The sequence below is a fragment of the Streptomyces sp. NBC_00289 genome, from assembly GCF_041435115.1.
GTDB lineage: Bacteria > Actinomycetota > Actinomycetes > Streptomycetales > Streptomycetaceae > Streptomyces.
The window spans coordinates 3,812,882-3,835,643 of sequence record NZ_CP108046.1 but is presented as its reverse complement, the minus strand read 5'-3'; the positions used below and the strand labels follow the sequence as shown (position 1 = coordinate 3,835,643).

At 71.5% G+C, this 22,762-nt stretch carries 21 protein-coding genes; 16 read left to right on the top strand and 5 right to left on the bottom strand.

The features are described 5' to 3' along the window. Positions 1-10 precede the first annotated feature (10 nt). The 3 genes from OG985_RS17380 (at position 11) to nudC (ending at position 6,023) form a co-directional block, all read left to right on the top strand. Entirely contained in the window at positions 11-3,502 is a 3,492-nt protein-coding gene (locus OG985_RS17380; protein ID WP_371669252.1) for a UvrD-helicase domain-containing protein, read from the top strand. 10 nt (positions 3,503-3,512) lie between these two features. Beyond that, positions 3,513-4,925: a dipeptidase gene (locus OG985_RS17375; RefSeq protein WP_371669251.1), complete on the top strand. Its 1,413-nt coding sequence runs from the start codon at positions 3,513-3,515 to the stop codon at positions 4,923-4,925. A 153-nt stretch (positions 4,926-5,078) separates the two neighbouring features. After that, on the top strand, positions 5,079-6,023 hold the full coding sequence (gene nudC / locus OG985_RS17370; RefSeq protein ID WP_371669250.1) for an NAD(+) diphosphatase: 945 nt from the start codon (positions 5,079-5,081) through the stop codon (positions 6,021-6,023). Positions 6,024-6,093: 70 nt separating this feature from the next. Here the strand turns inward: nudC and OG985_RS17365 are convergent, their stop codons facing one another. After that, positions 6,094-6,336: a mycoredoxin gene (locus OG985_RS17365; protein WP_371669249.1), complete on the bottom strand. Its 243-nt coding sequence runs from the start codon at positions 6,334-6,336 to the stop codon at positions 6,094-6,096. A 248-nt stretch (positions 6,337-6,584) separates the two neighbouring features. Here OG985_RS17365 and OG985_RS17360 point away from each other — a divergent pair, with 248 nt between their 5' ends. The 5 genes from OG985_RS17360 to OG985_RS17340 all read left to right on the top strand — a co-directional run bounded on the left by OG985_RS17360 (position 6,585) and on the right by OG985_RS17340 (position 10,473). Further along, complete coding sequence (locus tag OG985_RS17360) at positions 6,585-8,780, top strand: ATP-dependent DNA helicase UvrD2 (protein WP_371669248.1); 2,196 nt, start codon at positions 6,585-6,587, stop codon at positions 8,778-8,780. 166 nt (positions 8,781-8,946) lie between these two features. Next, on the top strand, positions 8,947-9,264 hold the full coding sequence (locus OG985_RS17355; protein WP_371669247.1) for a hypothetical protein: 318 nt from the start codon (positions 8,947-8,949) through the stop codon (positions 9,262-9,264). Positions 9,265-9,439: 175 nt separating this feature from the next. Further along, positions 9,440-9,808, top strand: coding sequence for a WhiB family transcriptional regulator (locus tag OG985_RS17350; RefSeq protein WP_371669246.1), 369 nt, complete (start codon positions 9,440-9,442; stop codon positions 9,806-9,808). Continuing rightward, entirely contained in the window at positions 9,805-10,128 is a 324-nt protein-coding gene (locus tag OG985_RS17345) for a hypothetical protein (RefSeq protein ID WP_371669245.1), read from the top strand. The genes OG985_RS17350 and OG985_RS17345 overlap by 4 nt, the downstream gene beginning before the upstream one ends. A 135-nt stretch (positions 10,129-10,263) precedes the next feature. After that, positions 10,264-10,473, top strand: coding sequence for a hypothetical protein (locus OG985_RS17340; RefSeq protein ID WP_371669244.1), 210 nt, complete (start codon positions 10,264-10,266; stop codon positions 10,471-10,473). Between the two features lie 54 nt (positions 10,474-10,527). Here the strand turns inward: OG985_RS17340 and OG985_RS17335 are convergent, their stop codons facing one another. Together OG985_RS17335 and OG985_RS17330 are read right to left on the bottom strand one after the other, a co-directional pair. Continuing rightward, on the bottom strand, positions 10,528-11,904 hold the full coding sequence (locus OG985_RS17335; RefSeq protein WP_371669243.1) for an ABC1 kinase family protein: 1,377 nt from the start codon (positions 11,902-11,904) through the stop codon (positions 10,528-10,530). Further along, the gene (locus OG985_RS17330; protein WP_371669242.1) at positions 11,897-13,111 is read right to left on the bottom strand and encodes a TOMM precursor leader peptide-binding protein; all 1,215 of its coding nucleotides are present in this window, start codon (positions 13,109-13,111) and stop codon (positions 11,897-11,899) included. The genes OG985_RS17335 and OG985_RS17330 overlap by 8 nt, the downstream gene beginning before the upstream one ends. 270 nt (positions 13,112-13,381) lie before the next feature. Between OG985_RS17330 and OG985_RS17325 the strand changes: the two genes are divergently transcribed. The 4 genes from OG985_RS17325 to OG985_RS17310 all read left to right on the top strand — a co-directional run bounded on the left by OG985_RS17325 (position 13,382) and on the right by OG985_RS17310 (position 17,287). Continuing rightward, positions 13,382-13,978 (top strand): M48 family metallopeptidase, encoded by a 597-nt coding sequence (locus tag OG985_RS17325; protein ID WP_371669241.1) that lies wholly within the window; start codon positions 13,382-13,384, stop codon positions 13,976-13,978. A 141-nt stretch (positions 13,979-14,119) separates the two neighbouring features. Beyond that, the gene (locus OG985_RS17320) at positions 14,120-15,826 is read left to right on the top strand and encodes a TerD family protein (protein WP_371669240.1); all 1,707 of its coding nucleotides are present in this window, start codon (positions 14,120-14,122) and stop codon (positions 15,824-15,826) included. Positions 15,827-15,837: 11 nt separating this feature from the next. After that, positions 15,838-16,518, top strand: coding sequence for an AIM24 family protein (locus tag OG985_RS17315; RefSeq protein WP_371669239.1), 681 nt, complete (start codon positions 15,838-15,840; stop codon positions 16,516-16,518). Between the two features lie 13 nt (positions 16,519-16,531). Then, entirely contained in the window at positions 16,532-17,287 is a 756-nt protein-coding gene (locus tag OG985_RS17310; RefSeq protein WP_371669238.1) for an AIM24 family protein, read from the top strand. A gap of 80 nt (positions 17,288-17,367) precedes the next feature. Here the strand turns inward: OG985_RS17310 and OG985_RS17305 are convergent, their stop codons facing one another. Both OG985_RS17305 and OG985_RS17300 read right to left on the bottom strand, forming a co-directional pair. Beyond that, positions 17,368-17,889, bottom strand: coding sequence for an NUDIX hydrolase (locus tag OG985_RS17305; protein WP_371669237.1), 522 nt, complete (start codon positions 17,887-17,889; stop codon positions 17,368-17,370). Beyond that, complete coding sequence (locus tag OG985_RS17300; RefSeq protein WP_371669236.1) at positions 17,886-19,319, bottom strand: zinc-dependent metalloprotease; 1,434 nt, start codon at positions 19,317-19,319, stop codon at positions 17,886-17,888. The genes OG985_RS17305 and OG985_RS17300 overlap by 4 nt, the downstream gene beginning before the upstream one ends. A gap of 192 nt (positions 19,320-19,511) precedes the next feature. On the opposite strand from OG985_RS17300, the gene OG985_RS17295 reads away from it, so the two are divergent. The 4 genes from OG985_RS17295 (at position 19,512) to OG985_RS17280 (ending at position 22,752) form a co-directional block, all read left to right on the top strand. Further along, positions 19,512-20,627 (top strand): SDR family oxidoreductase, encoded by a 1,116-nt coding sequence (locus OG985_RS17295; RefSeq protein ID WP_371669235.1) that lies wholly within the window; start codon positions 19,512-19,514, stop codon positions 20,625-20,627. Between the two features lie 243 nt (positions 20,628-20,870). Next, positions 20,871-21,332 carry a molybdenum cofactor biosynthesis protein MoaE gene (locus tag OG985_RS17290; protein ID WP_371669234.1) on the top strand — a complete coding sequence of 154 codons (462 nt, stop codon included), beginning with the start codon at positions 20,871-20,873 and terminating at the stop codon, positions 21,330-21,332. Positions 21,333-21,451: 119 nt separating this feature from the next. Then, positions 21,452-21,616 carry a hypothetical protein gene (locus OG985_RS17285; protein WP_371669233.1) on the top strand — a complete coding sequence of 55 codons (165 nt, stop codon included), beginning with the start codon at positions 21,452-21,454 and terminating at the stop codon, positions 21,614-21,616. A 50-nt stretch (positions 21,617-21,666) separates the two neighbouring features. Next, positions 21,667-22,752, top strand: coding sequence for a PDZ domain-containing protein (locus OG985_RS17280; protein WP_371669232.1), 1,086 nt, complete (start codon positions 21,667-21,669; stop codon positions 22,750-22,752). The last annotated feature ends 10 nt before the right edge of the window (positions 22,753-22,762 follow it).

Sequence of the window (22,762 nt, the reverse complement as noted above, 5' to 3'; positions counted from 1 at the left end):
CCTCTGCGACATGCCCGCCCGTATCACCCATCCCGATCAGCTCAAGGAGCTCCTCGGTATCCCGTTCACCCCGGAGCAGACGGCCTGCATCACCGCGCCGCCGGCCCCGCAGGTGATCGTGGCCGGAGCCGGGTCGGGCAAGACGACGGTGATGGCGGCCCGCGTGGTCTGGCTGGTCGGCACCGGTCGGGTCGCCCCGGAACAGGTGCTCGGTCTCACCTTCACCAACAAGGCCGCCGGTGAACTCGCCGAGCGCGTCCGCAAGGCGCTGGTCAGGGCCGGCGTCACCGACCCGGACGTCATCGACCCGGACAACCCGCCCGGCGAGCCGGTGATCTCCACCTATCACGCCTTCGCGGGCCGCCTGCTGACCGACCACGGCCTGCGCATCGGGCTCGAGCCCACGGCCCGCCTGCTCGCCGACGCCACCCGCTACCAGCTCGCGGCCCGCGTACTGCGCGAAGCGCCCGGACCCTACCCGGCCCTGACCCGCTCCTTCGCGGACCTGGTCAGCGACCTGCTCACCCTCGACGCCGAACTGTCCGAGCACCTCGTACGACCCGAGGACCTGCGCGCGTACGACGCCGGACTGCTGCGCGATCTGGAGGGCGCCAAACTCACCAACGCCGACCTGCGCAAGGTCCCCGACACGGCCGCCGCCCGTCGTGAACTCGCCGAGCTCGTGGTCCGCTACCGCGCCGCCAAACGGGACCGCGACCTGCTCGACTTCGGCGACCAGATCGCCCTGTCGGCAACCCTCGCCCGCACCCGCCCCGAGGTCGGCGACATCCTGCGCGAGGAGTTCCGCGTCGTCCTGCTCGACGAGTACCAGGACACGTCGGTGGCCCAGCGCATCCTGCTCGCCGGCCTGTTCGGCGGCGGCACCGGCCACCCGGTGACCGCCGTCGGCGACCCCTGCCAGGCGATCTACGGCTGGCGCGGCGCCTCGGTCGCCAACCTCGACGACTTCCCCGAGCACTTCGCCCACGCCGACGGTCGCCCCGCCGCCCGCCAGGCACTCAGCGAGAACCGACGCAGCGGTGGCCGGCTGCTCGACCTCGCCAACGGCCTGGCGGAGCCGCTGCGCGCCATGCACGCGGGCGTGGAGGCCCTCCGCCCGGCCCCCGGCGCCGAACGCGACGGCATGGTGCGTTGCGCCCTGCTGCCCACCCACGGCGAGGAGATCGGCTGGCTCGCCGACTCCATCGCCCACCTGGTGAACACCGGGAAGGCACCCGCCGAGATCGCCGTCCTGTGCCGTACGGCGACCGACTTCGCCGAGATCCAGGGCGCGCTCGTCGCCCGGGACGTCCCCGTGGAGGTGGTCGGTCTCTCGGGACTGCTGCACCTGCCGGAGGTCGCCGACCTCGTCGCCGTCTGCGAGGTCCTCCAGGACCCCGGCGCCAACGCCTCGCTGGTCCGCCTGCTGACCGGCCCCCGCTGGCGCATCGGCCCGCGTGACCTCGCCCTCCTGGGACGCCGCGCCAGGCTTCTGGTGTCCCACGCGCGCGTGGGCGGCGACGACGACCCGGACCGTCGGCTCGCCGAGGCCGTCGAGGGCGTCGATCCGTCCGAGGTGATCTCCCTCGCGGACGCACTCGACACCTTCCTGGAGACACCGTTCGACGGCCGTGGGGACGACGACGGACTGCCCTTCTCACCGGACGCGCGCGTGCGCTTCGCGCGCCTGGCCACCGAACTGCGCGACCTGCGCCGCTCGCTCTCCGATCCCCTGATGGACGTCCTGCACCGCGTCCTGGCCGTCACCGGCCTCGAGGTGGAGCTCTCGGCGTCCCCGCACGCCCTGGCCGCCCGCCGCCGCGAGACCCTGTCGAACTTCCTGGACGTCGCCGCCTCGTTCGCGGCGGGTGACGGCGAGGCGACCCTGCTGGCCTTCCTGGGCTTCCTGCGTACCGCCGCCCAGTACGAGAAGGGCCTCGACAACGCCCTCCCCGGCGGCGAGAACACCGTGAAGGTGCTCACCGCGCACAGGTCCAAGGGCCTGGAGTGGGATGTGGTGGCCGTTCCCGGCCTGGTCACGGGCACGTTCCCCAGCACCCAGGGCCGTGAGAAGTGGACGTCCCAGGGCAAGGTGCTGCCGCACGAACTGCGCGGCGACACCGCCACCCTGCCCGACGTCGAATCCTGGGACTCCCGCGGCCTGAAGGCCTTCCACGAGGCCATGAAGGAGCACCAGCACACCGAGGAACTCCGGCTCGGCTACGTCACCTTCACCCGCCCGCGCTCCCTGCTCCTCGGCTCCGGCCACTGGTGGGGCCCGAGCCAGAAGAAGCCCCGCGGACCGTCCGACTTCCTGCAGGCACTCCACGACCACTGCGCCGCCGGACACGGCGAGATCGAGGCGTGGGCCGACGAACCCGCCGAGGAGGAGGAGAACCCGGCCCTGCACCGGCAGACCGCCGACGAGGTGTGGCCCCTGCCGCTGGACGAGGCGGCCCTGGTCCGGCGCCGGGCGGCCGCCGAGACGGTCCTCGCCCACCTGGAACACCTCGCCTCCCACCCGGACGACCCTCCCGCGGCCACGCACGACCCGGACACCTACGACGCCCCGGACTGGCCCCTGCCACCTCCGGACGACGAGGCAGCCGCCGAGGAGGACGCCTTCCCAGACGGCGACCCGGCCGACTGGGACACCTGGACCACGGACCGCCCGACCGTCCCGCACCAGGCAACGCCCCCGGACGCCGCGGCGCACTCGGGGACGCCCCCGGGCGCGCGTCCCCACCCCACGGAACCCGAGCGCACCCCCCTCACCCCCGAGGAGGCCCGCACCCTCGCCTCCTGGGACCGCGACCTCGACGCCCTCACCGGCGAGCTCCTGCGCGCGCGCCGGCAGGTCACCGACGTGCCCCTGCCCGCCTCGCTGACCGCCTCCCAACTGCTGCGCCTGGCCGAGGACCCGGACGCGTTCGCGCAGGAACTGGCCCGCCCCATGCCTCGCCCACCGCAGCCCGCCGCCCGCCGCGGCACCCGCTTCCACGCCTGGGTCGAGGCCCGCTTCGAAGAGCTGACGCTTCCGATGCTGGAGCCGGACGATCTGCCCGGCGGTGAGGCGGAGATCGCCGACGAGCGCGATCTCGAGGCGCTCAAGGACGCCTTCGAGCGCACCGAGTACGCCCACCGCACCCCCTACCGCGTCGAGACCTCCTTCCAACTGGCCATCGCGGGACGCGTCGTACGGGGCCGTATCGACGCCGTCTACAAACAAGGGGACGGCGCGGCAGCGACGTACGAGATCGTCGACTGGAAGACCAGCCGCACGTACGCCGCCGACCCGCTCCAGCTCGCCGTGTACCGGCTCGCCTGGGCCGAGCAGCAGGGCGTGCCACTGGAATCGGTCACGGCCGCGTTCGTGTACGTCCGCAGTGGCGAGGTCGTCCGGCCGGACGACCTGCCGGGCCGGTCCGGGCTGGAACGACTGCTTCTGGAGGAGCCGTCGTGTGACGAACCGCCCAACGAGGATGTCGGTGCGGGCCGATAGGCTCGTGACCATGAGCCATCCCGTTGACAGTGCCGTCAGCGCCGTCCGTACGTACGTCGACCAGCACCGCGCCGCCTTCCTCGACGACCTCGCCGAGTGGCTGCGCATCCCGTCCGTGTCGGCCCAGCCCGACCACGCGCCCGACGTACGCCGCAGCGCCGACTGGCTCGCCGCACGGCTCAAGGAGACCGGGTTCACCACGGTCGAGGTCTGGGAGACGGCGGGCGCGCCCGCCGTCTTCGCCGAATGGCCCTCCGACCGGCCCGGCGCACCCACCGTGCTCGTCTACGGCCACCACGACGTGCAGCCCGCCGCCCGCGAGGACGGCTGGGACAGCGACCCCTTCGAGCCCGTGATCCGCGGAAATCGCCTCCACGCGCGCGGGGCGGCCGACGACAAGGGCCAGGTGTTCTTCCACACACTCGGTGTCCGCGCCCACCTCGCGGCCACCGGCCGCACCACCCCGGCCGTCAACCTCAAGCTGCTCGTCGAAGGCGAGGAGGAGTCCGGCTCCCCGCACTTCCGGGCGCTCGTCGAGGAGCACGCCGAGCGTCTCGCAGCCGACGCCGTGATCGTCTCCGACACCGGCATGTGGTCCGAGGACACTCCCACCGTGTGTACCGGCATGCGCGGCCTGGCCGAGTGCGAGATCCGGCTGCACGGCCCCGACCAGGACGTCCACTCCGGATCCTTCGGCGGCGCCGTACCCAATCCGGCCACGGCGGTCGCCCGCCTCGTCGCCGCCCTGCACGACGAGCACGCGCGCGTGACGGTCCCCGGCTTCTACGACGGCATCGTCGAGCTCACCGACCGCGAGCGCGAACTCTTCGCCGAGCTGCCCTTCGACGAGCAGCAGTGGCTGCGCACGGCCACGTCGTACGCCACCTCGGGCGAGGCCGGGCACACCACCCTGGAGCGCGTCTGGGCCCGCCCCACCGCCGAGGTCAACGGCATCGGCGGCGGCTACCAGGGCCCCGGCAGCAAGACGATCATCCCGTCCTCCGCCATGGTCAAGCTCTCCTTCCGGCTGGTCGCAGGCCAGGACCCCGACCACATCGAGAAGGCCGTCCGGGACTGGGCCGCCGAGCAGGTGCCCGCCGGGATCCGGGCCGAGATCGTCTTCGGCGCGGCCACGCGCCCGTGTCTGACGCCGCTGGACCACCCCGCCCTGCGGTCCCTCGTCCGCGCCATGGGCCGCGCCTTCGACAAACCCGTCCGCTACACGCGCGAGGGCGGCTCCGGACCGGCCGCCGACCTCCAGGACGTCCTCGGCGCACCCGTGCTCTTCCTGGGCATCTCCGTCCCGTCCGACGGCTGGCACGCACCGAACGAGAAGGTCGAGCTCGACCTGCTCCTCAAGGGCGTCGAGACCACCGCCTACCTGTGGAGCGACCTGGCGGAGAACTGGCGTCATGCGCCCTGATCGTCCCGTGCCGTCCGGATCCGCGTCGCGCGCGGGGGACACTGAGAGGACCGCCCCGCACCCAGGCTCCGCCGGACCCGGCGCCCTCCTGCCCTACGTCCCGCCGAACCGCAGTCCGAAACGCCCGTTCCACCGGGGGAGTTGGAAGCACCCGTGACCACCTGGACCGACCACACCGCCGACCGACCCATCTCGCTCACCGCCCCGAGCGGCATCGACCGAGCCGCCCACCACCGGCTCGACGAGGCCTGGCTCGCGGCGGCCTGGAGCCACCCCACCACCCGCTGCTTCGTGGTCTCCGGCGGTCAGGTCCTCATAGACGAGACGCCTGACGGGCGCACCGAACTCGTCATGACCCCCTCCTTCGAAGCCCCCCTCACCGAGGCACACCGTTACTTCCTCGGCTCCGACGAGGACGGCGTCAGCTACTTCGCCCTCCAGAAGGACGCGCTGCCCGGCCGCATCGACCAGTCCGCGCGCCCGGCCGGACTGCGCGAGGCCGGCCTGCTCCTGTCACCCCGTGACGCGGGTCTGATGGTGCACGCGGTCGCCCTGGAGAACTGGCAGCGCCTGCACCGCTTCTGCTCCCGCTGCGGCGAGCGCACGGTCATCGCCGCGGCCGGTCACATCCGCCGCTGCCCCGCGTGCGGCGCCGAGCACTACCCGCGCACCGATCCCGCCGTGATCATGGCCGTCACCGACGAGGACGACCGCATCCTCCTCGGCCGCCAGGTCCACTGGCCCGAAGGACGCTTCTCCACGCTCGCCGGCTTCGTCGAGCCCGGCGAGTCCATCGAGCAGTCCGTGCGCCGCGAGGTCTTCGAGGAGGCCGGCGTCACCGTCGGCCGGGTCGAGTACGTCGCCAGCCAGCCCTGGCCCTTCCCGTCCAGCCTCATGCTGGGCTTCATGGCCCGCGCCACCTCGACCGACATCAACGTGGACGGCGACGAGATCCACGAGGCCCGTTGGTTCTCCCGCGACGACCTGGGCGCAGCCTTCGAGTCGGGCGAGGTCCTGCCGCCGTACGGCATCTCCATCGCGGCCCGGCTGATCGAGCTCTGGTACGGCAAGCCCCTGCCGACACGCGGTTTCGTCTGAGGCACGACAGCAGGAAGGGCGGCCCCTGAGACACCTCAGGGGCCGCCCTTTCCGCGAACCGCGCGGCGGTTCAGACGCTGATCTTCTGCTTGACCTGGGCCAGCGAAGGGTTCGTGAGCGTCGAGCCGTCCGGGAACAGCACGGTCGGAACCGTCTGGTTTCCGCCATTCGCCTTCTCCACGAACGCCGCGGAATCCGGGTCCTGCTCGATGTTGATCTCGTTGTACGTGATGCCCTCGCGGTCCATCTGGCTCTTCAGCCGACGGCAGTAGCCGCACCACGTGGTGCTGTACATCGTCACAGTGCCCGGCATGTCGCTCGCGCTCCTTTGCGGCTTGGGGTGTGGGGTCGCAGTCAGGGAACGTATGTGAAAGTGCCACCATTCCCGCGCGCGGGACCGGGGCACGTGACGCCGGCCGCATCGGCGGACCCGGTGGCACGTGACGCCGGCCGCATCGGCGGACCCGGTGGCACGTGACGCCTGCCGCATTAGTACGACTACGGGGGTCCGCCTGTGGACAACCGGCTCACCTGTCTCCGTCGACCTGGCAGCATGGCGGTGTGACAGCAGCAACGCACTCCACGCTCTTCCCGCAGGTACCGGACTCGGCCGACGCGGTGCTCGAAGGGCTCGACCCCGAGCAGCGCGAGGTGGCCACCGCCCTGCGCGGCCCGGTGTGCGTGCTGGCGGGCGCCGGCACGGGCAAGACGAGGGCGATCACCCATCGCATCGCCTACGGGGTGCGGTCCGGCATCCTGCAGCCCTCCAGCGTGCTCGCCGTCACCTTCACCAACCGCGCGGCCGGAGAGATGCGCGGCCGGCTGCGCCAACTCGGCACCGCCGGCGTCCAGGCCCGCACCTTCCACTCGGCCGCACTGCGCCAGCTCCAGTACTTCTGGCCGAAAGCCATCGGCGGCTCCATGCCCCGGCTCGTCGACCGCAAGATCCAGCTCGTCGCGGACGCGGCCGCCGCCTGCCGCATCCGCCTGGACCGGGGCGAGCTGCGCGATGTGACGGGCGAGATCGAATGGTCGAAGGTCACCCAGACCGTCCCCGCCGACTATCCGCTCGCGGCCGTCAAAGCCGGCCGAGAGGTCCCGCGCGACCCGGCCGAGATCTCCCAGCTCTACTCCGCCTACGAGGACCTCAAGCGGGACCGCGCCGTCATCGACTTCGAGGACGTCCTGCTGCTGACCGTCGCGGTTCTCCAGGACCGGCACGACATCGCCGAGCAGGTCCGTTCCCAGTACCAGCACTTCGTGGTCGACGAGTACCAGGACGTCAGCCCGCTCCAGCAGCGTCTGCTGGACCTGTGGCTCGGCGACCGGGACAACCTGTGTGTGGTCGGCGACGCCAGTCAGACCATCTACTCGTTCACGGGAGCAACTCCCGACCACCTGCTCGACTTCCGTGCCCGCCATCCCGGCGCCACCGTCGTCAAGCTGGTCCGCGACTACCGCTCCACCCCCCAGGTCGTCCACCTGGCCAACGGTCTCCTCGCCCAGGCCCGGGGCCGCGCCGCCGACCACCGCCTGGAGCTGGTCTCCCAGCGCGCCGCCGGGCCCGAGCCCGTCTACTGCGAGTACCCCGACGAACCCGCCGAGGCCGAAGGTGCGGCCCGCCGTATCCGCGAGCTCATCGACTCCGGGGTCCCGGCGAGCGAGATCGCCGTCCTCTTCCGCACCAACTCCCAGTCCGAGACCTACGAGCAGGCCCTCGCCGATGCCGGGGTGGCCTACCAGCTGCGTGGCGCCGAGCGGTTCTTCGACCGGCCCGAGGTGCGCAAGGCCGGTGTCGCGCTGCGCGGCGCGGCCCGCTTCGGCGCCAACGACTCCCTGCTCGACGACGCCGTCGACCTGCCCTCCGAGGTGCGCGCCGTGCTGTCGGGCGAGGGCTGGACCACCTCGCCCCCGGCCGGCTCCGGCGCCGTGCGCGAGCGCTGGGAGTCGCTGGCCGCCCTGGTGCACCTCGCGCAGGACTTCGCCGCCGCCAAACCCGGCGCCACCCTGAGTGACCTGGTCGCAGAGCTGGACGAACGGGCGAACGCCCAGCACGCCCCGACCGTCCAGGGCGTCACGCTCGCCTCTTTGCACTCGGCCAAGGGCTTGGAGTGGGACGTCGTCTTCCTGGTCGGCGTGGCCGAGGGCATGATGCCGATCACCTACGCAAAGACCGACGAGCAGATCGAGGAGGAGCGCCGGCTCCTCTATGTCGGCGTCACCCGGGCCCGGGAGCGACTCCACGTCTCCTGGGCCCTCGCCCGCTCGCCCGGCGGCCGCGCCAGCCGCCGCCCCAGCCGCTTCCTCGACGGGCTGCGCCCCGGTTCGACCGCCGCTGCCGGACGGACCGGCGCGCTCGGCACCGGAGGCGTCGAGCGCGGCTTCCCGAGCAGACCGGGCGCCGTTCCGCGCCGGACCCAGCGCAGACCGGCCCGCTGCCGGGTGTGCGGGCGCACCCTCACCGACGCCGGTGAGCTGAAGCTGATGCGCTGCGAGGACTGTCCCACCGACATGGACGAGGGACTCTACGAGCGGCTGCGCGAGTGGCGCGCGGTGATGGCGCAGCGCAGCGGACAGCCGGCCTTCTGCGTCTTCACCGACAAGACCCTGATGGCGATCGCCGAGGCGGCCCCCGACGAGGAGGGGGAACTGGCGCGGATCCCCGGTGTCGGCGTCCGCAAGCTCAACCGCTACGGAGCCGATGTGCTGGCCCTCTGCGCCGGTCAGGAGCCCGCGGAACAGGACGAAGGGGACTGACGCGAACTCGTCGAAAAAATAGTTTGCGCATGCCCCGGCAATCCCCATAGGTTCTTAGCCACGGGGACGGAGGCCTTCTCGAAGGCCCCGATTCCGTGCTGTACTTGCATATCCGTCGGACTGGCTCACCCCCAGTCCCCCGATACGCCGAGAGGAGGCGATTCCAGTGATCACCATCAACACCAGCTCCGCCAGTGTCGTCAAAATGACCGATCGCTCGGTCGCCTCCGTGTGCCTGCTCGGCGTTTCGAGCCTGGGCACCAGTGTGTCCGGCATCCCCGCCGGCCGTCTGGCGTCCTCCGTGTCTCTGGCGGGTCTTCCCGTCCGTGAGCGCAATGAGCGACCGACCAAGGCACTGGAAGCAGTAGCGGCCAAGGCGCATGCCTATGCCTTTACGGCAGTCGGTGCCGGAAACCGGGAGCAGACGCAGCACCACCTGATGTGGGCCTTCCGTGGGCCAGAACCCTGGAGTGATCCAGCCTGATCTTGATCAGGCCGGCGCCTTCAGGGCCGCGGAACCCCACCCGGGATCCGCGGCCCTTCTGTTTTCCCCGAACGGGGACGACGGAGCGAAGGGGCTTCGGAACAAGAAAAGAACCCGGTACCACGCCGCCAACCGGCCCAACAGGGCCGGCACGACCAGACGAGGAAAACCAACCGTGCAACTCGAAGCGCACGCCCCGTCCGTACCGCCTTCCGAAACGATCCCCCCGCCCGGCCTCACGGAGGACTGCACCTTGATCCCGCTCACGGCGCTCACCGCGCTCGACGACGCCATCGAGAACCTCGGCGTACCCGTCCCCTGCCGTTCCTACGACCCGGAGGTCTTCTTCGCCGAGTCGCCGGCCGACGTCGAGTACGCCAAGTCCCTCTGCCGTACCTGCCCGCTGGTCGAGGCGTGCCTCGCCGGTGCCAAGGAGCGGCGCGAGCCCTGGGGTGTCTGGGGTGGCGAGCTGTTCGTCCAGGGTGTCGTCGTCGCCCGGAAGCGGCCGCGTGGCCGCCCGCGCAAGAACCCGGTCACGGCATGAACACCGCAGGAACGATCGACCGTCCCTTCACGCACGACCCCAAGAAGCAGGCCCCGATGAAGCCGTTCACCCACGAGCCCGCAGGCTTCGCGCCTGAAGACCTCACCACCAGGGGCGCGAACGACTCGCGCCAGAACAGGACCCGAGAGATGCAACTCATTCCAGAAGCCCTGGCTCGTGCGCATATGCACGACCGGCTGCACGAGGCCGAGCAGGAACGCCGGGCCATCCGCCTGGTGACCGCTCGCCGGATGCAGCGCCGGGCCGAGCGCGCCTCGCTGCGTGCCCGTCGCGCGCTCGCGATCGCGGTCATGCAGTAACAGAGCCACAGAAGTGGCGGCCTCCCGGTCGGTAGGCCCAACACCTCTCCCGCGGGGGCCGGTCCGTACACACGGACCGGCCCCCGCGGGGCGTTGTGCCCGCGGATCGGCGAGATCCGGCGTTATCGTCGCCGGGTGACGAGTCCTCCCGGAGGCAGTGACGAAGGCGGCCGTGTCGCGCAGCCGCAGCTCCTCGTGTGCGCCCGCTGCGGCATCACGGCCGAGGCTCCGCGGCCCACCTGGGTCTGTTCCGTGGAGAACGGCAGCCGCCAGTACTTCTGCGACGCCTGCTCCCGGGAGAACCTCAGGGCGATCGAGGGGCGGCTCGACTCGGCCTGGTGGTAGGCACGGCAACACCGGACGCACGCGATGCGGTGGATCGCGCGCGCCCCGCCGGTGTCACGCCTCCACGGCCGACTCCCCTGCCGTCTCCACTTCGGTTTCCTCCGGCACGAATCCCGGCAGCCACTCCTCCAGCTCCTCACGAAGACGCACCGTGGCGCCCAGCTGGCACAGCACGCCGATCGTGCTCAGCGTCACGCGGTGAATGAGGAGGTAGGACGGCGGCAGGTTGAGCTGCTTGCCCAGTTGGTGGGCGGGGGAGCGGGGGTCCGCGATGCGGCCCGCCTGGCTGCGCATCCAGCCGCGGGTGAAGGTGAACTCGTCCGCCTGCGCCGGTTCGATGATCGGCAGGAGGTAGTCGAGGACCGCGTCGGGGTCCAGCTTTATGGATTCCTTGACGAACCCCTCCGCGCGGAGAAGGTCGTAGACCGCCTCCGCCTCGCCGTCGAGGGTCATGCGCAGGGAGGCGCCGATGGTGGCCGGCAGGCCGCCCGGGAGGCGGTCGACCGTGCCGAAGTCCAGGACGCCCAGACGCCAGTCGTCCTTTCCCGCCGGGCCGCCGGGCAGGAGCCGGAAGTTGCCGGGATGCGGATCGGCATGGAGGAGCCCGGTGCGGGCCGGGCCCGAGAAGAGGAAGCGGGCCAGAAGCTGGCCGGCGCGGTCGCGCTGTTCCTGGGTGCCGTCGGCGATCACCTCCGACAGCGGGGTGCCGTCGATCCACTCGGTGACCAGGATCTGGTCGCACTGGTGGACCACGCCGGGCACGACGACGTCGGGGTCGTCCGTGAACTCCTCGGCGTGGGCTTGCTGGGCCTGGGCCTCCAGGCCGTAGTCCAGTTCCTCCGAGACCCGGTCACGCAGCTCCGCGATCAGCGGCTTGATGTCCATACCGGGGATGAGGGGGCCCAACAGCCGGGCGAAACGACCCAACTGGTTCAGGTCGGAGAGCAAGGCCTCGCCCGCTCCCGGGTACTGCACCTTGACCGCCACCTCGCGGCCGTCGTGCCACACCCCGCGGTGCACCTGTCCGATCGACGCGGCCGCGGACGGCTTGTCCTGGAACTCCAGGAACAGGTCCTGCCAGTCCGCGCCGAGCCGCTCGCGCAGCACGGTGTGCACGGTGCGCGTCGGCATCGGAGGGGCCGCCTCCTGCAACTTCGTCAGCGCCGCCCGGTAGGGCCCCGCGACCTCTTCGGGAAGCGCCGACTCGAAGACGGACAGGGCCTGGCCGAACTTCATCGCCCCGCCCTTGAGCTCGCCGAGCACCTTGAACAGCTGCTCCGCCGTGCGCTGTTGCAGCTCCCGGCCGACGATCTCCGCGGACTCCCCGACGATTCTCTTGCCGAGCCCCCAGGTGGCCCGCCCGGCGAAACCGAGCGGGAGCGCGGCGAGCTTGGCGGTCCGGGTGACCGCCTTCCGGGGAAGATCAGACATGCGCCCTCCAAGTCCCAGCCGACCGCACCGAGTGTGCCTTACGGCGAGACCCCGTCGACGGCCGTTGCTCCGCCATTGTCTCGTGCGATCCCCCCTCCATGGCGGTGTGTTTCCCCTTACCTTTCTGCGCCGCCCCGCACGGGCACGCGGAGTGCGGCCGGACCGGGCGCGCATGCCAGTGCAGAGCGGGCAGGGAGACCTCCCAGCACACGCCCGCGCTGGACGGAACCCGACCGTCGAGAAAGGCGAGCGCGTGGGCCGCGGCCAGCCCCGCGACCGTCGTGGCCAACGCCACATCGCAGGGCCGTACCGGGCGGGGTCCGCCGGAGTTCCACTGCGCGACCAGGCGGGGCCAGGCGGGATCCCGGTCGGTGCGCTCCTCATGCAGACAGCCCGCGCAACCCGTCTCGCCGGGCAGGACGAACGGACCCACCATCCCGGTGGCCTCCACGACGCCGGCGTACAGGTGGGGGGTGCCGGCGGCGATGAGGGATTCGGCGGCGGAAGGGACGGGCGCGTACACCGCGACGTCGTCGCGTGGGGCGAGGATCACCAGGGACAGACCCGGGTCGTCGTTCCCGGCCGCCGCCCGGGTACCTCGGCGTGGCGGACGGTCGGGCGCCGCCCGGCGTACGGCCTGCCGGGCGGCCTCGTCCCTGCGGTCACCGACGGACTCGGCGGGCAGCCCGCCGGGAGCGACGTCCCACGGTTCGACCCGGCCACCGTCGCGCACCTCGACCTCGCCGATCCCCGCCCCCGACAGCAGCGCGGCCAGGACGGCGCCCACCCGGCCGGCGCCTTGGACCTGTACGCGCAGCGAACGCCGGGCGGCCAGCAGCCTGAGCCCGTCGCCCGGTTCGGAGGTGGTCAGGGACAGTGAGGCCAGATCCGGGCGCAGCCGGTCCATGACTCCCTTCTTCTCGCGCAGGGCGTCGGCGGCCGGTCCGCCGCCCCGGGCGTCGTCGAGCAGCCCGGCTTGCGCCAGCCGCTCGACGAGCCCGTCGACATGGCTGCCGGGCAGGTCCATGCGCCGCCCCTCTTCGCGCAGGAGGGCCGGCGCGCGGGTGCCGTTGAGCAGGTCGAGGAAACTGCCTGTCGCCGTGTCCATCGGGCCCAGCGTCATCGCGTGGGCCGGTGTCATCCCGAACTGCACGGTGTTGAGATCGCGCCAGCCGCGCCGCAGCGCGTTCTTCACCATTGGAACCATCGCATGCATGACAGGCCCCCGTAGCCCTGGTCGCCCACGTTGAAAGGTGCCGTCCGCCGGTGGAGGCGGGACGGAGGCCGGGCGGACGTCGGACGGAGTCGTTCGCAGTTCCGCCGGCCAGAGCCAGCATGCCTGTCCGTGCCGAGGGGTGCCGAAAGTTATCCACAGGCTGTGGGTATTCGTCGTACGAATCAGACGCTGGGTGGCGGATCAGCAGCGAACCGTCCCGGAGTCGGGACTTCTCCCGTGTGCAGAGGGTAACGTCGGGGCGTGTCCGCCGACCCACTGCACCGCGCCGGAACACCCCAGCGCAGCACGACGAGCCAGCCGCCCAGCGGCTCGGGGGCGAGCGCGATCGAGGTACGCAGGAGCGCCCGCCGACGCCGGACGGTCTCCGCGTACCGCGAGGGCGATCGCACCGTCGTACTCATTCCTGCCCGGATGTCCGAGGCGGAGGAGCAACGCTGGGTGAGCGTCATGCTCGACAAGCTGGCCGCGCAGGAGAGCAAGCGGGTCCTCGGGGACGCGGAGCTGGCGGAGCGCGCGCAGCGACTTTCGGCACAGTACTTCGACGGCCGGGCCCGGCCCGCCTCGGTCCGCTGGGTCACCAACCAGAACACGCGCTGGGGCTCGTGCACCCCCTCGGAGGGCAGCATCCGGCTGTCGCACCGACTGCAGGGCATGCCGGAATACGTCGTCGACTACGTTCTCGTCCACGAGCTCGCGCATCTGCTGGTGCCCGGCCACGGGCCCCGGTTCTGGCGGCTGCTGGAGGCTTACCCGCGCACCGAGCGGGCCCGCGGCTACCTTGAGGGCGTGGTCGCCGCCGACCGGCTGCCCCATCCGCCGGGCGCCCGCGGCGAGTGACGGCCGCCGGGCGGGAGCGGCGCCCGGACCCGGCCGGCGGGGGATTGTGTACCGGCTCTGTACCGACCTCGTCCGATGTCCGAGTTTGCCGTTAGCCTGACGCGACGCAATCGCATTCCGGATGGGGGACGGTCGTTACGCATGGCCAGGGAATTCCAACGCGGCCACAAGGCCAAGATCAGTGACCTCACCTCGGGCACGGATCTGTACGTAGGTGTGCAGATCGGCGGCCCCGGGCTGACCTTCGACATCAGCTGCTTCGGCCTCGACGCCGACGAGCGGCTTTCGGACGACCGGTACTTCGTCTTCTTCAACCAGCCGAAGTCCCCCGAGGAGTCCATCCAGCTCCTGGGCGCGCAGGCGGGCGACACGGAGTCCTTCCGGGTCACGCTCGACCGGATCCCGCCGCAGATCCAGAAACTGTCGTTCACGGCGACGCTCGACGGCGCCGGGCAGATGTCGCAGATCGCTCCCGGATACGTCCGCATCGTGGCCGGCGGCGAGGAGGTGGCCCGCTACTCCTTCAACGGGTCGGAGTTCTCCACCGAGCGGGCCGTCATGCTGACCGACCTCTACCTGAAGGACGTGTGGCGGTTCGCCGCGGTCGGACAGGGCTTCGACGGCGGCCTCGACGCGCTGCTGAAGAACTTCGGCGGCGAGGTCGCCGAGGAGGAGACGCCCGCCCCGCAGCAGCAGTCCCAGGCCGGCGCCGCTCCCGGCTTCGCGCCCCCCGCCCAGGCCGCGGCGCCGCCGGCGTTCGGTGCGCCGGCCGCTCCGGCCCCCGCGCCGCAACCGGCCCAGGGCTTCGCGCCGCCTCCGGCCCCGGCACCCTCGGTGCACGCGGCGCCCACGATCATCGCGCCTTTGGCACCGCCCGGCGGCGGCCAGGTGCCGCCCCCCGCTCCGGCGCCCGCGCCCTACGGACAGCAGGGCCACCAGCAGGCCCCGTACGGCCAGGCGCCGGGCCAGACCGCCCCGATGCCGCCCGGCTACGGACAGCCGCCGGCGCCCCACGCACCGACCGCGCCCCCCGGCTACGGCCAGCAGCCGACTCCGCCTCCGGGTTACGGCCAGCAGCCGACCCCGCCTCCGGGTTACGGCCAGCAGCCCCCGTTCGGGCAGGTCCCCGGCCAGCAGGCGGCCCCCTACGGGGCGCCGCAGGGAGTCCCCCAGGGTGCCCCGCAGGGCGCCGGTGTCACGGCCGCGCTCCAGCAGTTCAAGGAGACGCCGACCGGGCAGCGCTGGACGCAGCAGAACAAGAAGCTCGTACGGGTCGACCTGGGCGTCGGCGGCCAGCCCGTGCTCGCCCGGCAGGGCAGCATGGTGCTCTACCAGGGCAAGGTCGACTTCAGCTACAAGGGCGCCGGGTTCTCCGGCCGGATCGTGGGCAACGCGACCGGTCAGGAGATGCAGCTGATGCGCTGCACCGGCCAGGGCCAGGTGTTCCTCGCCGAGAACTCCACCCATCTGCACCCCGTCGAGCTCCAGGGCGACGCGATCTGCGTCTCCGCCGAGAACGTTCTCGCCTTCGACGAGAGCCTCCAGTACGAGGTCCGTCGCGTCGAGGGACACGGCATCCCCGGTGGCGCGCTGTTCACGATGCAGTTCCAGGGCACCGGCACGATCATCGTCAAGACGCACGGCACGCCCGTGGTGCTGCCGGTCACGCCCACGACCTTCGCCGACTGCAACGCCGTGGTCGCCTGGTCTGCCGCCTCGCAGGTGGTGGTCTCCAGCCAGGTACGGATGCGCCGCAACGCCTACCCCGGCGACACCGGAGAGAGCGTCAACCTCCAGTTCCGGGGCGCGCCCGGCAACTTCATCGTCGTCCAGCCGTACGAGGTCTAGGGGAGCCCGTCATGAACCAGCCGCTCGCGGGCTACGCTCCCGCACCCGTCACCGCCCGCATGGAGAACCACGGCAACCACATGCTGAAGGTCGCCATGCAGACCGGAAGCGACCTCCTCGCGCGCGTGGGGTCGATGGTCGCCTACGAGGGTTTCGTCCAGTACGAACCGAACCCGCCGGCCGTCCGCCAGATCGCCCGTGACTGGGTCACCGGCGAGGGCGCGCCGCTGATGAAGTGCTCCGGCGACGGCCTGCTCTACCTTGCCGACTACGGCGCGAACGTCGTCGTGATCAACCTCAACGGCGACGGGATCTCCGTCAACGCCACCAACCTGCTCGCCTTCGACGCGCACCTCACGTGGGGCGTCGAGCGGGTCAAGGGTCTCGCGAAGTTCGCCGGGCAGGGCCTGTGGAACACGAAGATCTCCGGGCAGGGCTGGGTCGCGCTGACCTCCCGGGGCAAGCCGATCGTCGTCGACTGCGGCGGTGGCGACGACGAGACGTACGTCGATCCGGACGCCCTCGTCGCCTGGTCCCCGAACCTCAAGGTGAAGGGCAAGCGCAGCTTCAAGGCGCAGTCGCTCATCGGCCGGGGCAGCGGCGAGGCCTACCAGATGGCCTTCTCCGGTCAGGGCATCGTCGTCGTCCAGCCCAGTGAGGACAGCACCGACCGTCTCCGGCTCCGGGGCTGAGGGGATCACCACCATGCAGAGCCCGCTTTTCGCCTTCAACGACCAGCAGACCCAGGAGCGCTGGAGTCTGCAGAGCAAGCAGATGCTGCGCGTCGTCATGGAGGGCCACGACGACATCCTCGCCCGCAAGGGCACGATGGTCGCCTACCAGGGTCTCGTCGAGTTCGACGCCGAGTACCAGAGCAACAACCAGGGCCGCGCGCGTGCGTACACGGGTGAGGGCCTCGACCTGATGCGCTGCCACGGGCAGGGCACGGTGTACCTCGCCAACCTCGCCCAGCACGTCCACGTGGTGGACGTGGAACAGGACGGGCTGACGGTCGACAGCAGTTACGTGCTGGCGATGGACTCCTCGCTGCACCACGAGGTGATCGCGGTCGACAGCCTGTACGGCATCTCCGGCTCGGGGAAGTACCAGCTCAACATCACCGGCCGGGGCAGGGTCGCCCTGATGACCTCGGGCGCGCCGCTGATGATGCAGGTGACGCCCGACAAGTACGTCAACTGCGACGCCGACGCGATCGTCGCCTGGTCGACCGGCCTGCGTGTACAGATGCAGGCCCAGACGCACACCTCCGGGGTGTGGCGGCGCCGCGGCAACACCGGTGAGGGCTGGGAGCTCAGCTTCATGGGCAGCGGCTATGCGCTGGTCCAGCCCAGTGAGCTGCTGCCGCCGCAGAACGCCCAGGTCGGGCAGGGTGCGGCCGCCCAGTTCGGGATGGGGCAGCACGGGGTCCGGGCACAGAACCAGGGCAACGCCTGGAGCTGACCGTTCAACGGCATGGGTAAGGGGCGACCACCTTGGCGGTCGCCCCTTACCCATACCCGCTCCCCGGACCTGCCCGGGGTTCACAGCCTCGCTCGCGCCGCCTCGAGCAGTCGTACCACCGACTCGTCGGCCACGTCCGCCACCTCGTCGTATGCGAACCAGCGCAGGTCGAGCGACTCGTCACTGATCTCCTGGACCGCTCCGGGCGGGGCCACGACCGCGTACTGGACGTCCAAGTGGCGGTGACAGGGCGGCGGGATCGGGTGCCGGTCCAGGCGCACCGGCCCGCCAGGCAGCAGGGACAGCCCGGCGATGCCCGACTCCTCCGTCGCCTCGCGCAGAGCCGCCGCCGCCAGTGTGGCATCGCCCGGCTCGCAGTGGCCGCCCATCTGGAGCCACATCCGCAGCTTCCGATGGAGGGTGAGCAGCACGCGCCCGCGCTCCGGGTCGAGCACCAGCGCGCTCGCCGTGATGTGCCCGTCCGCGCAGGCCTTCCACAGGCCGTCCGGGTGCGTCTCGAGATGCTCCAGGTAGGCCTGGCGCAGCTCTTCCTGGTCCTCGTAACCCTTCAGCACGAGGACGGTGTCGTCGTACAGGCTCACTCGGTGTCGTCGCCCTTGGCCTCGCCGTCGTCCTTCTTCCTGAGGTCGGGCTTGTCCGCCGCCTCGCCGAGCATCTTGTCCCACTCGGAGAAGTCGGACTGCTCGCGGTGCACGAAGCCGTCCGGGTCGTCCAGGTCGGACGCCGTCGGCAGCATGTCCGGATGGGCCCACAGGCCGTCACGGCCGTCGACACCGCGCGCGTCCGTGAGGGACGCCCACAGGCGCGAGGCGTCGCGCAGCCGGCGCGGGCGCAGCTCCAGACCGATCAGCGTCGCGAACGTCTGCTCGGCCGGGCCGCCCGTGGCACGACGACGGCGCAGCGTCTCGCGCAGCGCGTCGGCGGAGGACAGACGCGGCTTCGCGGCCGCGTGGACCACTGCGTCCACCCAGCCCTCGACGAGCGCCAGAGCCGTCTCCAGACGGGCCAGGGACGCCTTCTGCTCCGGCGTGTCCTCCGGCTGGAACATGCCCTGCTGGAGGGCGTCCTGCAACTGCTCGGGGTTCTGCGGGTCAAACTGACCGACCACGTCCTCCAGCTTGGCCGTGTCGACCTTGATCCCGCGCGCGTAGCCTTCGACCGCGCCGAACAGGTGCGAGCGCAGCCACGGCACGTGCGCGAAGAGGCGCTGGTGGGCGGCCTCGCGCAGGGCGATATACAGCCGCACCTCCTCCTGCGGCACGCCGAGGTCCTTGCCGAACGCCTCGACGTTCAACGGCAGCAGCGCCGCCTTGCCGGCCGGTCCGAGCGGCAGGCCGATGTCGCTGGAGCCGACCACTTCGCCCGCCAGCACGCCGACAGCCTGTCCGATCTGCGTGCCGAACATGGCGCCGCCCATCGACCGCATCATGCCGATCAGCGGGCCGGCCATGGCCTGCATCTCCTCCGGCAGGACATCGCCCATGGCGTTGCCGACGCGCTCGGCGACCGGGTCGACGAGTTCCTTCCACGCGGGAAGGGTCGCCTCGACCCACTCCGCGCGGCTCCACGCCACCGCGGAGCCGGCGCCGGACGGCAGGGAGGTCGCGTCGTCGAGCCACAGGTCGGCCAGGCGGAAGGCCTCCTGGACGGAGTTGCGCTCGGCGGGGCCGACGCTCGCGTCCTTCGTGCCGTCCGCAGTGCCCTGGGAGACGGTCTGACGGGCGATCTGCTTGGCCATGTCCCAGTTCACCGGGCCGCCCTCGTAAGAGAGCATCTGGCCGAGCTGCTGGAAGGCGGCGCCCAGGTCGGTGGGGTTCAGCGAACCGAACATGGCGGCGAGCGGATTGTCCGCACCGGGGCCGCCAAAGCCTCCGGCACCGGGCAGCCCGCCGAAACCGAACGGGTTGGCCGGTCCCTGACCACCACCGCTCTCCTGGTCCTTCTTCTTGCCCTCGTCGCCGTCGTCCGGCTCCTCCGGCGGAAGGCCGAATCCGAATGGGGTGTCACTCACGGGAATCCTCGGCTGGTAAGGCCGCCGGTTCTCTCCGACGGCGCGACTGCCCGACAACACCACCCAGCGTAGACACCGAGAGCGGTTCGGGCCTCGGTGCTTCGCCGACTCTCGGCCTGCGGCAGGATGGATGCCACCTGGTACGTACGCGTCACGCGCGCTCGTACTGAAGACAACCGCTGGAGACGCCCGGTGAGTTCCCCAGATCCGCAGGTTCGCGCAGCGCGAAACCAGTCAACCACTCCCGCCGCGCGCGGGCCTGTCGTCGCGGTCACCGGTGCCGCTTCCGGCGTAGGCGCGCTGCTCACCGAGCGGCTCGCCGCGTCGGACGAGATCAAGCAGGTCATCGCCATCGACGAGCGGCGCGGCGAGTGCGCGGACGCCCAGTGGCACATCCTGGACGTGCGTGATCCCGCCATCGCCGAGAAGCTGCGCGGGGCCGACGTGGTGGTCCATCTGGCGCTCGATCTCGATCTGGAGACCGACGCGGCCGCCCGAACGGCCTACAACGTACGGGGGACACAGACCGTACTGACCGCCGCCGCGGCGGCCGGGGTGCACCGGGCGGTGCTGTGCACCTCCGCGATGGTCTACGGGGCGCTGCCCGACAACGAGCTGCCGCTGTCGGAGGACGCCGAACTGCGGGCCACGGCGGAGGCCACCGGAGTCGGGGACCTGCTGGAGATCGAGCGGCTCGCACGGCGGGCCCCGCGGGCGCATCCGGGCCTCAACGTCACCGTCGTGCGGCCCGGGGTACTCGTGGGTGGCGGCACCGACACCGCGCTGACCAGGTACTTCGAATCGCCTCGGCTGCTCGTGGTGGCCGGGTCGCGGCCGGCTTGGCAGTTCTGCCACGTCGAGGACCTGTGCAGCGCTCTGGAGTACGCCGTCCTCGAGAAGGCGGACGGGGAACTCGCTGTCGGATGCGACGGCTGGCTGGAGCAGGAGGAGGTCGAGGAGCTCAGCGGAATCCGGCGGATGGAGCTGCCGTCGGCCGTCGCGCTGGGGGCCGCGGCCCGGCTGCACCGGATCGGGCTCACGCCCTCTCCTGCCGGGGACCTCGCGTACACGATGTACCCGTGGGTGGTGAGCGGCAGCCGGCTCCACGACGCGGGGTGGCGGCCGCGGTGGACCAACGAGGAGGTCCTCGCGGAGCTGCTGGAGGAGGTCTCCGGCCGGCACACGGTGGCCGGGCGGCGGCTGGGGCGGAAGGACGCGACTGCCGCCGGGGCCGCGGGGGCGACGGTCGCTCTGCTGGGTGCGGCGGCGGTGGTGCGGCGGGCCCGGAAGGCGCGGCGGCGGATCTGACGGGGTGGGTGGCGGCTCCGGGAGGCGATGCCGGGACGGGTTTTTTTGCCCCCGCCGCCCCGCCGCCCCGCCGCCCCCGGGCCCCCGCTTCCCCCCGACGGACCTCGTCCTCGAACGCCGGACGGGCTGGGTGCGGCCGCACGGTCTCGTCGTATGGCATGTAGGAGGCTACAAACCGGTACGCGCGCGTGCCGGGGCATCGTGCCATTTCCCGTGGTTCCCGGTGTGCGGCACGATGGGCGTATGGCACCTACCAACGATCATCCGGGTGAGCAGGGCGCGCAGGATCCCATCAAGCTGCTCGGTATTCGGGAGACGCCCCTCTCCCTGGACGAGGTCTTCCGGGCCGTCGGGGACGACGCTGCCGGGGGGACCGCCCTGTTCGTGGGGACCGTGCGGAATCACGACGGCGGAGTCGACGTCGACGAGCTCGGGTATTCCTGCCATCCCAGTGCCGAGGCCGAGATGCGGCGGATCGCGGAGAAGATCGTCGCGGAGTACCCGGTCCGGGCGCTGGCGGCCGTGCACCGGGTCGGCGATCTCAGGGTCGGCGACCTCGCCGTCGTCGTGGGCGTGTCGTGTCCGCACCGGGGGGAGGCCTTCGAGGCCTGCCGGAAGCTGATCGACGACCTCAAGCACGAGGTGCCCATCTGGAAGCACCAGAAGTTCTCCGACGGCACCGAGGAGTGGGTCGGCGCCTGCTGACCTCCCCCGGCCACCCCTTCCGGTTGCGTAACCGCACCCCTGCCGTGAGCGTTGTCCTTGCGGATGGTTAATCTGCTGATCAGTCAGTTGCGGTGGTTCGTCGGGGTTGGGAGGTCGGCATGGCTGCACTCGCCTGGTTGCTGATTCCGTTCGCGGCCGCGATCGGCGCCGGTCTGTGGGGCAGTTGGGCCAACCGGACGCACAGGGCGCGCGGTGACGGCCCCGAGCTCGACGGCTACGCCCGTTTCCGCGAGGCCATGGAGAAGTCGCACACCGGCACCTGACCGGGCGGCCCTGACGGTGCGCTGACAGGAGCGTCCCGTACTGTCGTGGCATGCCACGCCGCACCGCGACGATGCTCGCCTCCACCCTGATGCTGATCGCGCTTCTGTGCGCTGGAGTGTTCATCCCCGTGCCCTACGCGGAGATGTCTCCGGGGCCGACGGTGAACACGCTGGGCGACCACGCCGGCGAGCCGGTGCTGCAGATCTCCGGACGCAAAACCTACGCGGCGAGCGGACACCTCAACATGACCACCGTCCGGGTCACCAGCGCCGACTACCGGATGAACCCCGTCGAGGCTGTCTACGGGTGGCTCGCGCACGACAGCAAGATCGTCCCGCACGACACGCTCTACCCCAACGGCAAGACCGAGGAGCAGTCCACCCAGGAGAACGCCGAGGAGTTCAGCCAGTCCCAGGAGAGCGCCAAGGTCGCCGCCCTGAAGGAGCTGGACATCCCGGTGCGGTCCTGGGTGATCGTCTCGACGGTCGTCAAGGGAGACCCGGCCGAGGGCCGGCTGCACGCCGGTGACGTGATCAAGGCCGTCGACGGAACAACGGTCAAGGAGCCGACCGACGTCGCCGACCTGGTGACCAAGCACAAGCCCGGCCAGAAGGTCGTCTTCACGGTCGTGCCCGCCAAGGAGCAGGCCGCCGCGGAGAAGGCGAACAAGACGGCCACGAAGACCGAGGACGTCACGATCACCACCGCGGTCTCCGACGACAGCGAGAAGCGCGCCATCGTCGGGATCTCCGCCGGTACCGACCACACGTTCCCGTTCACCATCGACATCAAGCTGGCCGACGTCGGCGGGCCGAGCGCCGGACTGATGTTCGCGCTCGGCATCTACGACAAGCTGACGCCTGGCGACCTGACCGGCGGCAAGTTCGTGGCCGGCACCGGCACGATCGAGGACGACGGCACGGTGGGACCGATCGGTGGCATCGCGCTGAAGACCGTCGGCGCCCGCAACAAGGGCGCCCAGTACTTCCTGACGCCCGCCGACAACTGCGCGGCCGCCGCCAAGGACACCCCCGGGGGACTCACCCTCGTCAAGGTGAAGACCATCGACGACGCGCTGAAGGCCCTCAAGGACATCCGCGGCGGCAACACCTCCGACCTGCCGAAGTGCGGCTGACGCCGGTCCG

Coding starts and splice junctions, on each gene's coding strand:
- OG985_RS17380 (WP_371669252.1), top strand. CDS start 11: ATGCCCGCCCGTATCACCCATCCCGATCAGCTCAAGGAGCTCCTCGGT.
- OG985_RS17375 (WP_371669251.1), top strand. CDS start 3,513: ATGAGCCATCCCGTTGACAGTGCCGTCAGCGCCGTCCGTACGTACGTC.
- OG985_RS17365 (WP_371669249.1), bottom strand. CDS start 6,336: ATGCCGGGCACTGTGACGATGTACAGCACCACGTGGTGCGGCTACTGC.
- OG985_RS17345 (WP_371669245.1), top strand. CDS start 9,805: ATGAACACCGCAGGAACGATCGACCGTCCCTTCACGCACGACCCCAAG.
- OG985_RS17335 (WP_371669243.1), bottom strand. CDS start 11,904: ATGTCTGATCTTCCCCGGAAGGCGGTCACCCGGACCGCCAAGCTCGCC.
- OG985_RS17330 (WP_371669242.1), bottom strand. CDS start 13,111: ATGGTTCCAATGGTGAAGAACGCGCTGCGGCGCGGCTGGCGCGATCTC.
- OG985_RS17320 (WP_371669240.1), top strand. CDS start 14,120: ATGGCCAGGGAATTCCAACGCGGCCACAAGGCCAAGATCAGTGACCTC.
- OG985_RS17315 (WP_371669239.1), top strand. CDS start 15,838: ATGAACCAGCCGCTCGCGGGCTACGCTCCCGCACCCGTCACCGCCCGC.
- OG985_RS17310 (WP_371669238.1), top strand. CDS start 16,532: ATGCAGAGCCCGCTTTTCGCCTTCAACGACCAGCAGACCCAGGAGCGC.
- OG985_RS17290 (WP_371669234.1), top strand. CDS start 20,871: ATGGCACCTACCAACGATCATCCGGGTGAGCAGGGCGCGCAGGATCCC.
- OG985_RS17285 (WP_371669233.1), top strand. CDS start 21,452: ATGGCTGCACTCGCCTGGTTGCTGATTCCGTTCGCGGCCGCGATCGGC.
- OG985_RS17280 (WP_371669232.1), top strand. CDS start 21,667: ATGCCACGCCGCACCGCGACGATGCTCGCCTCCACCCTGATGCTGATC.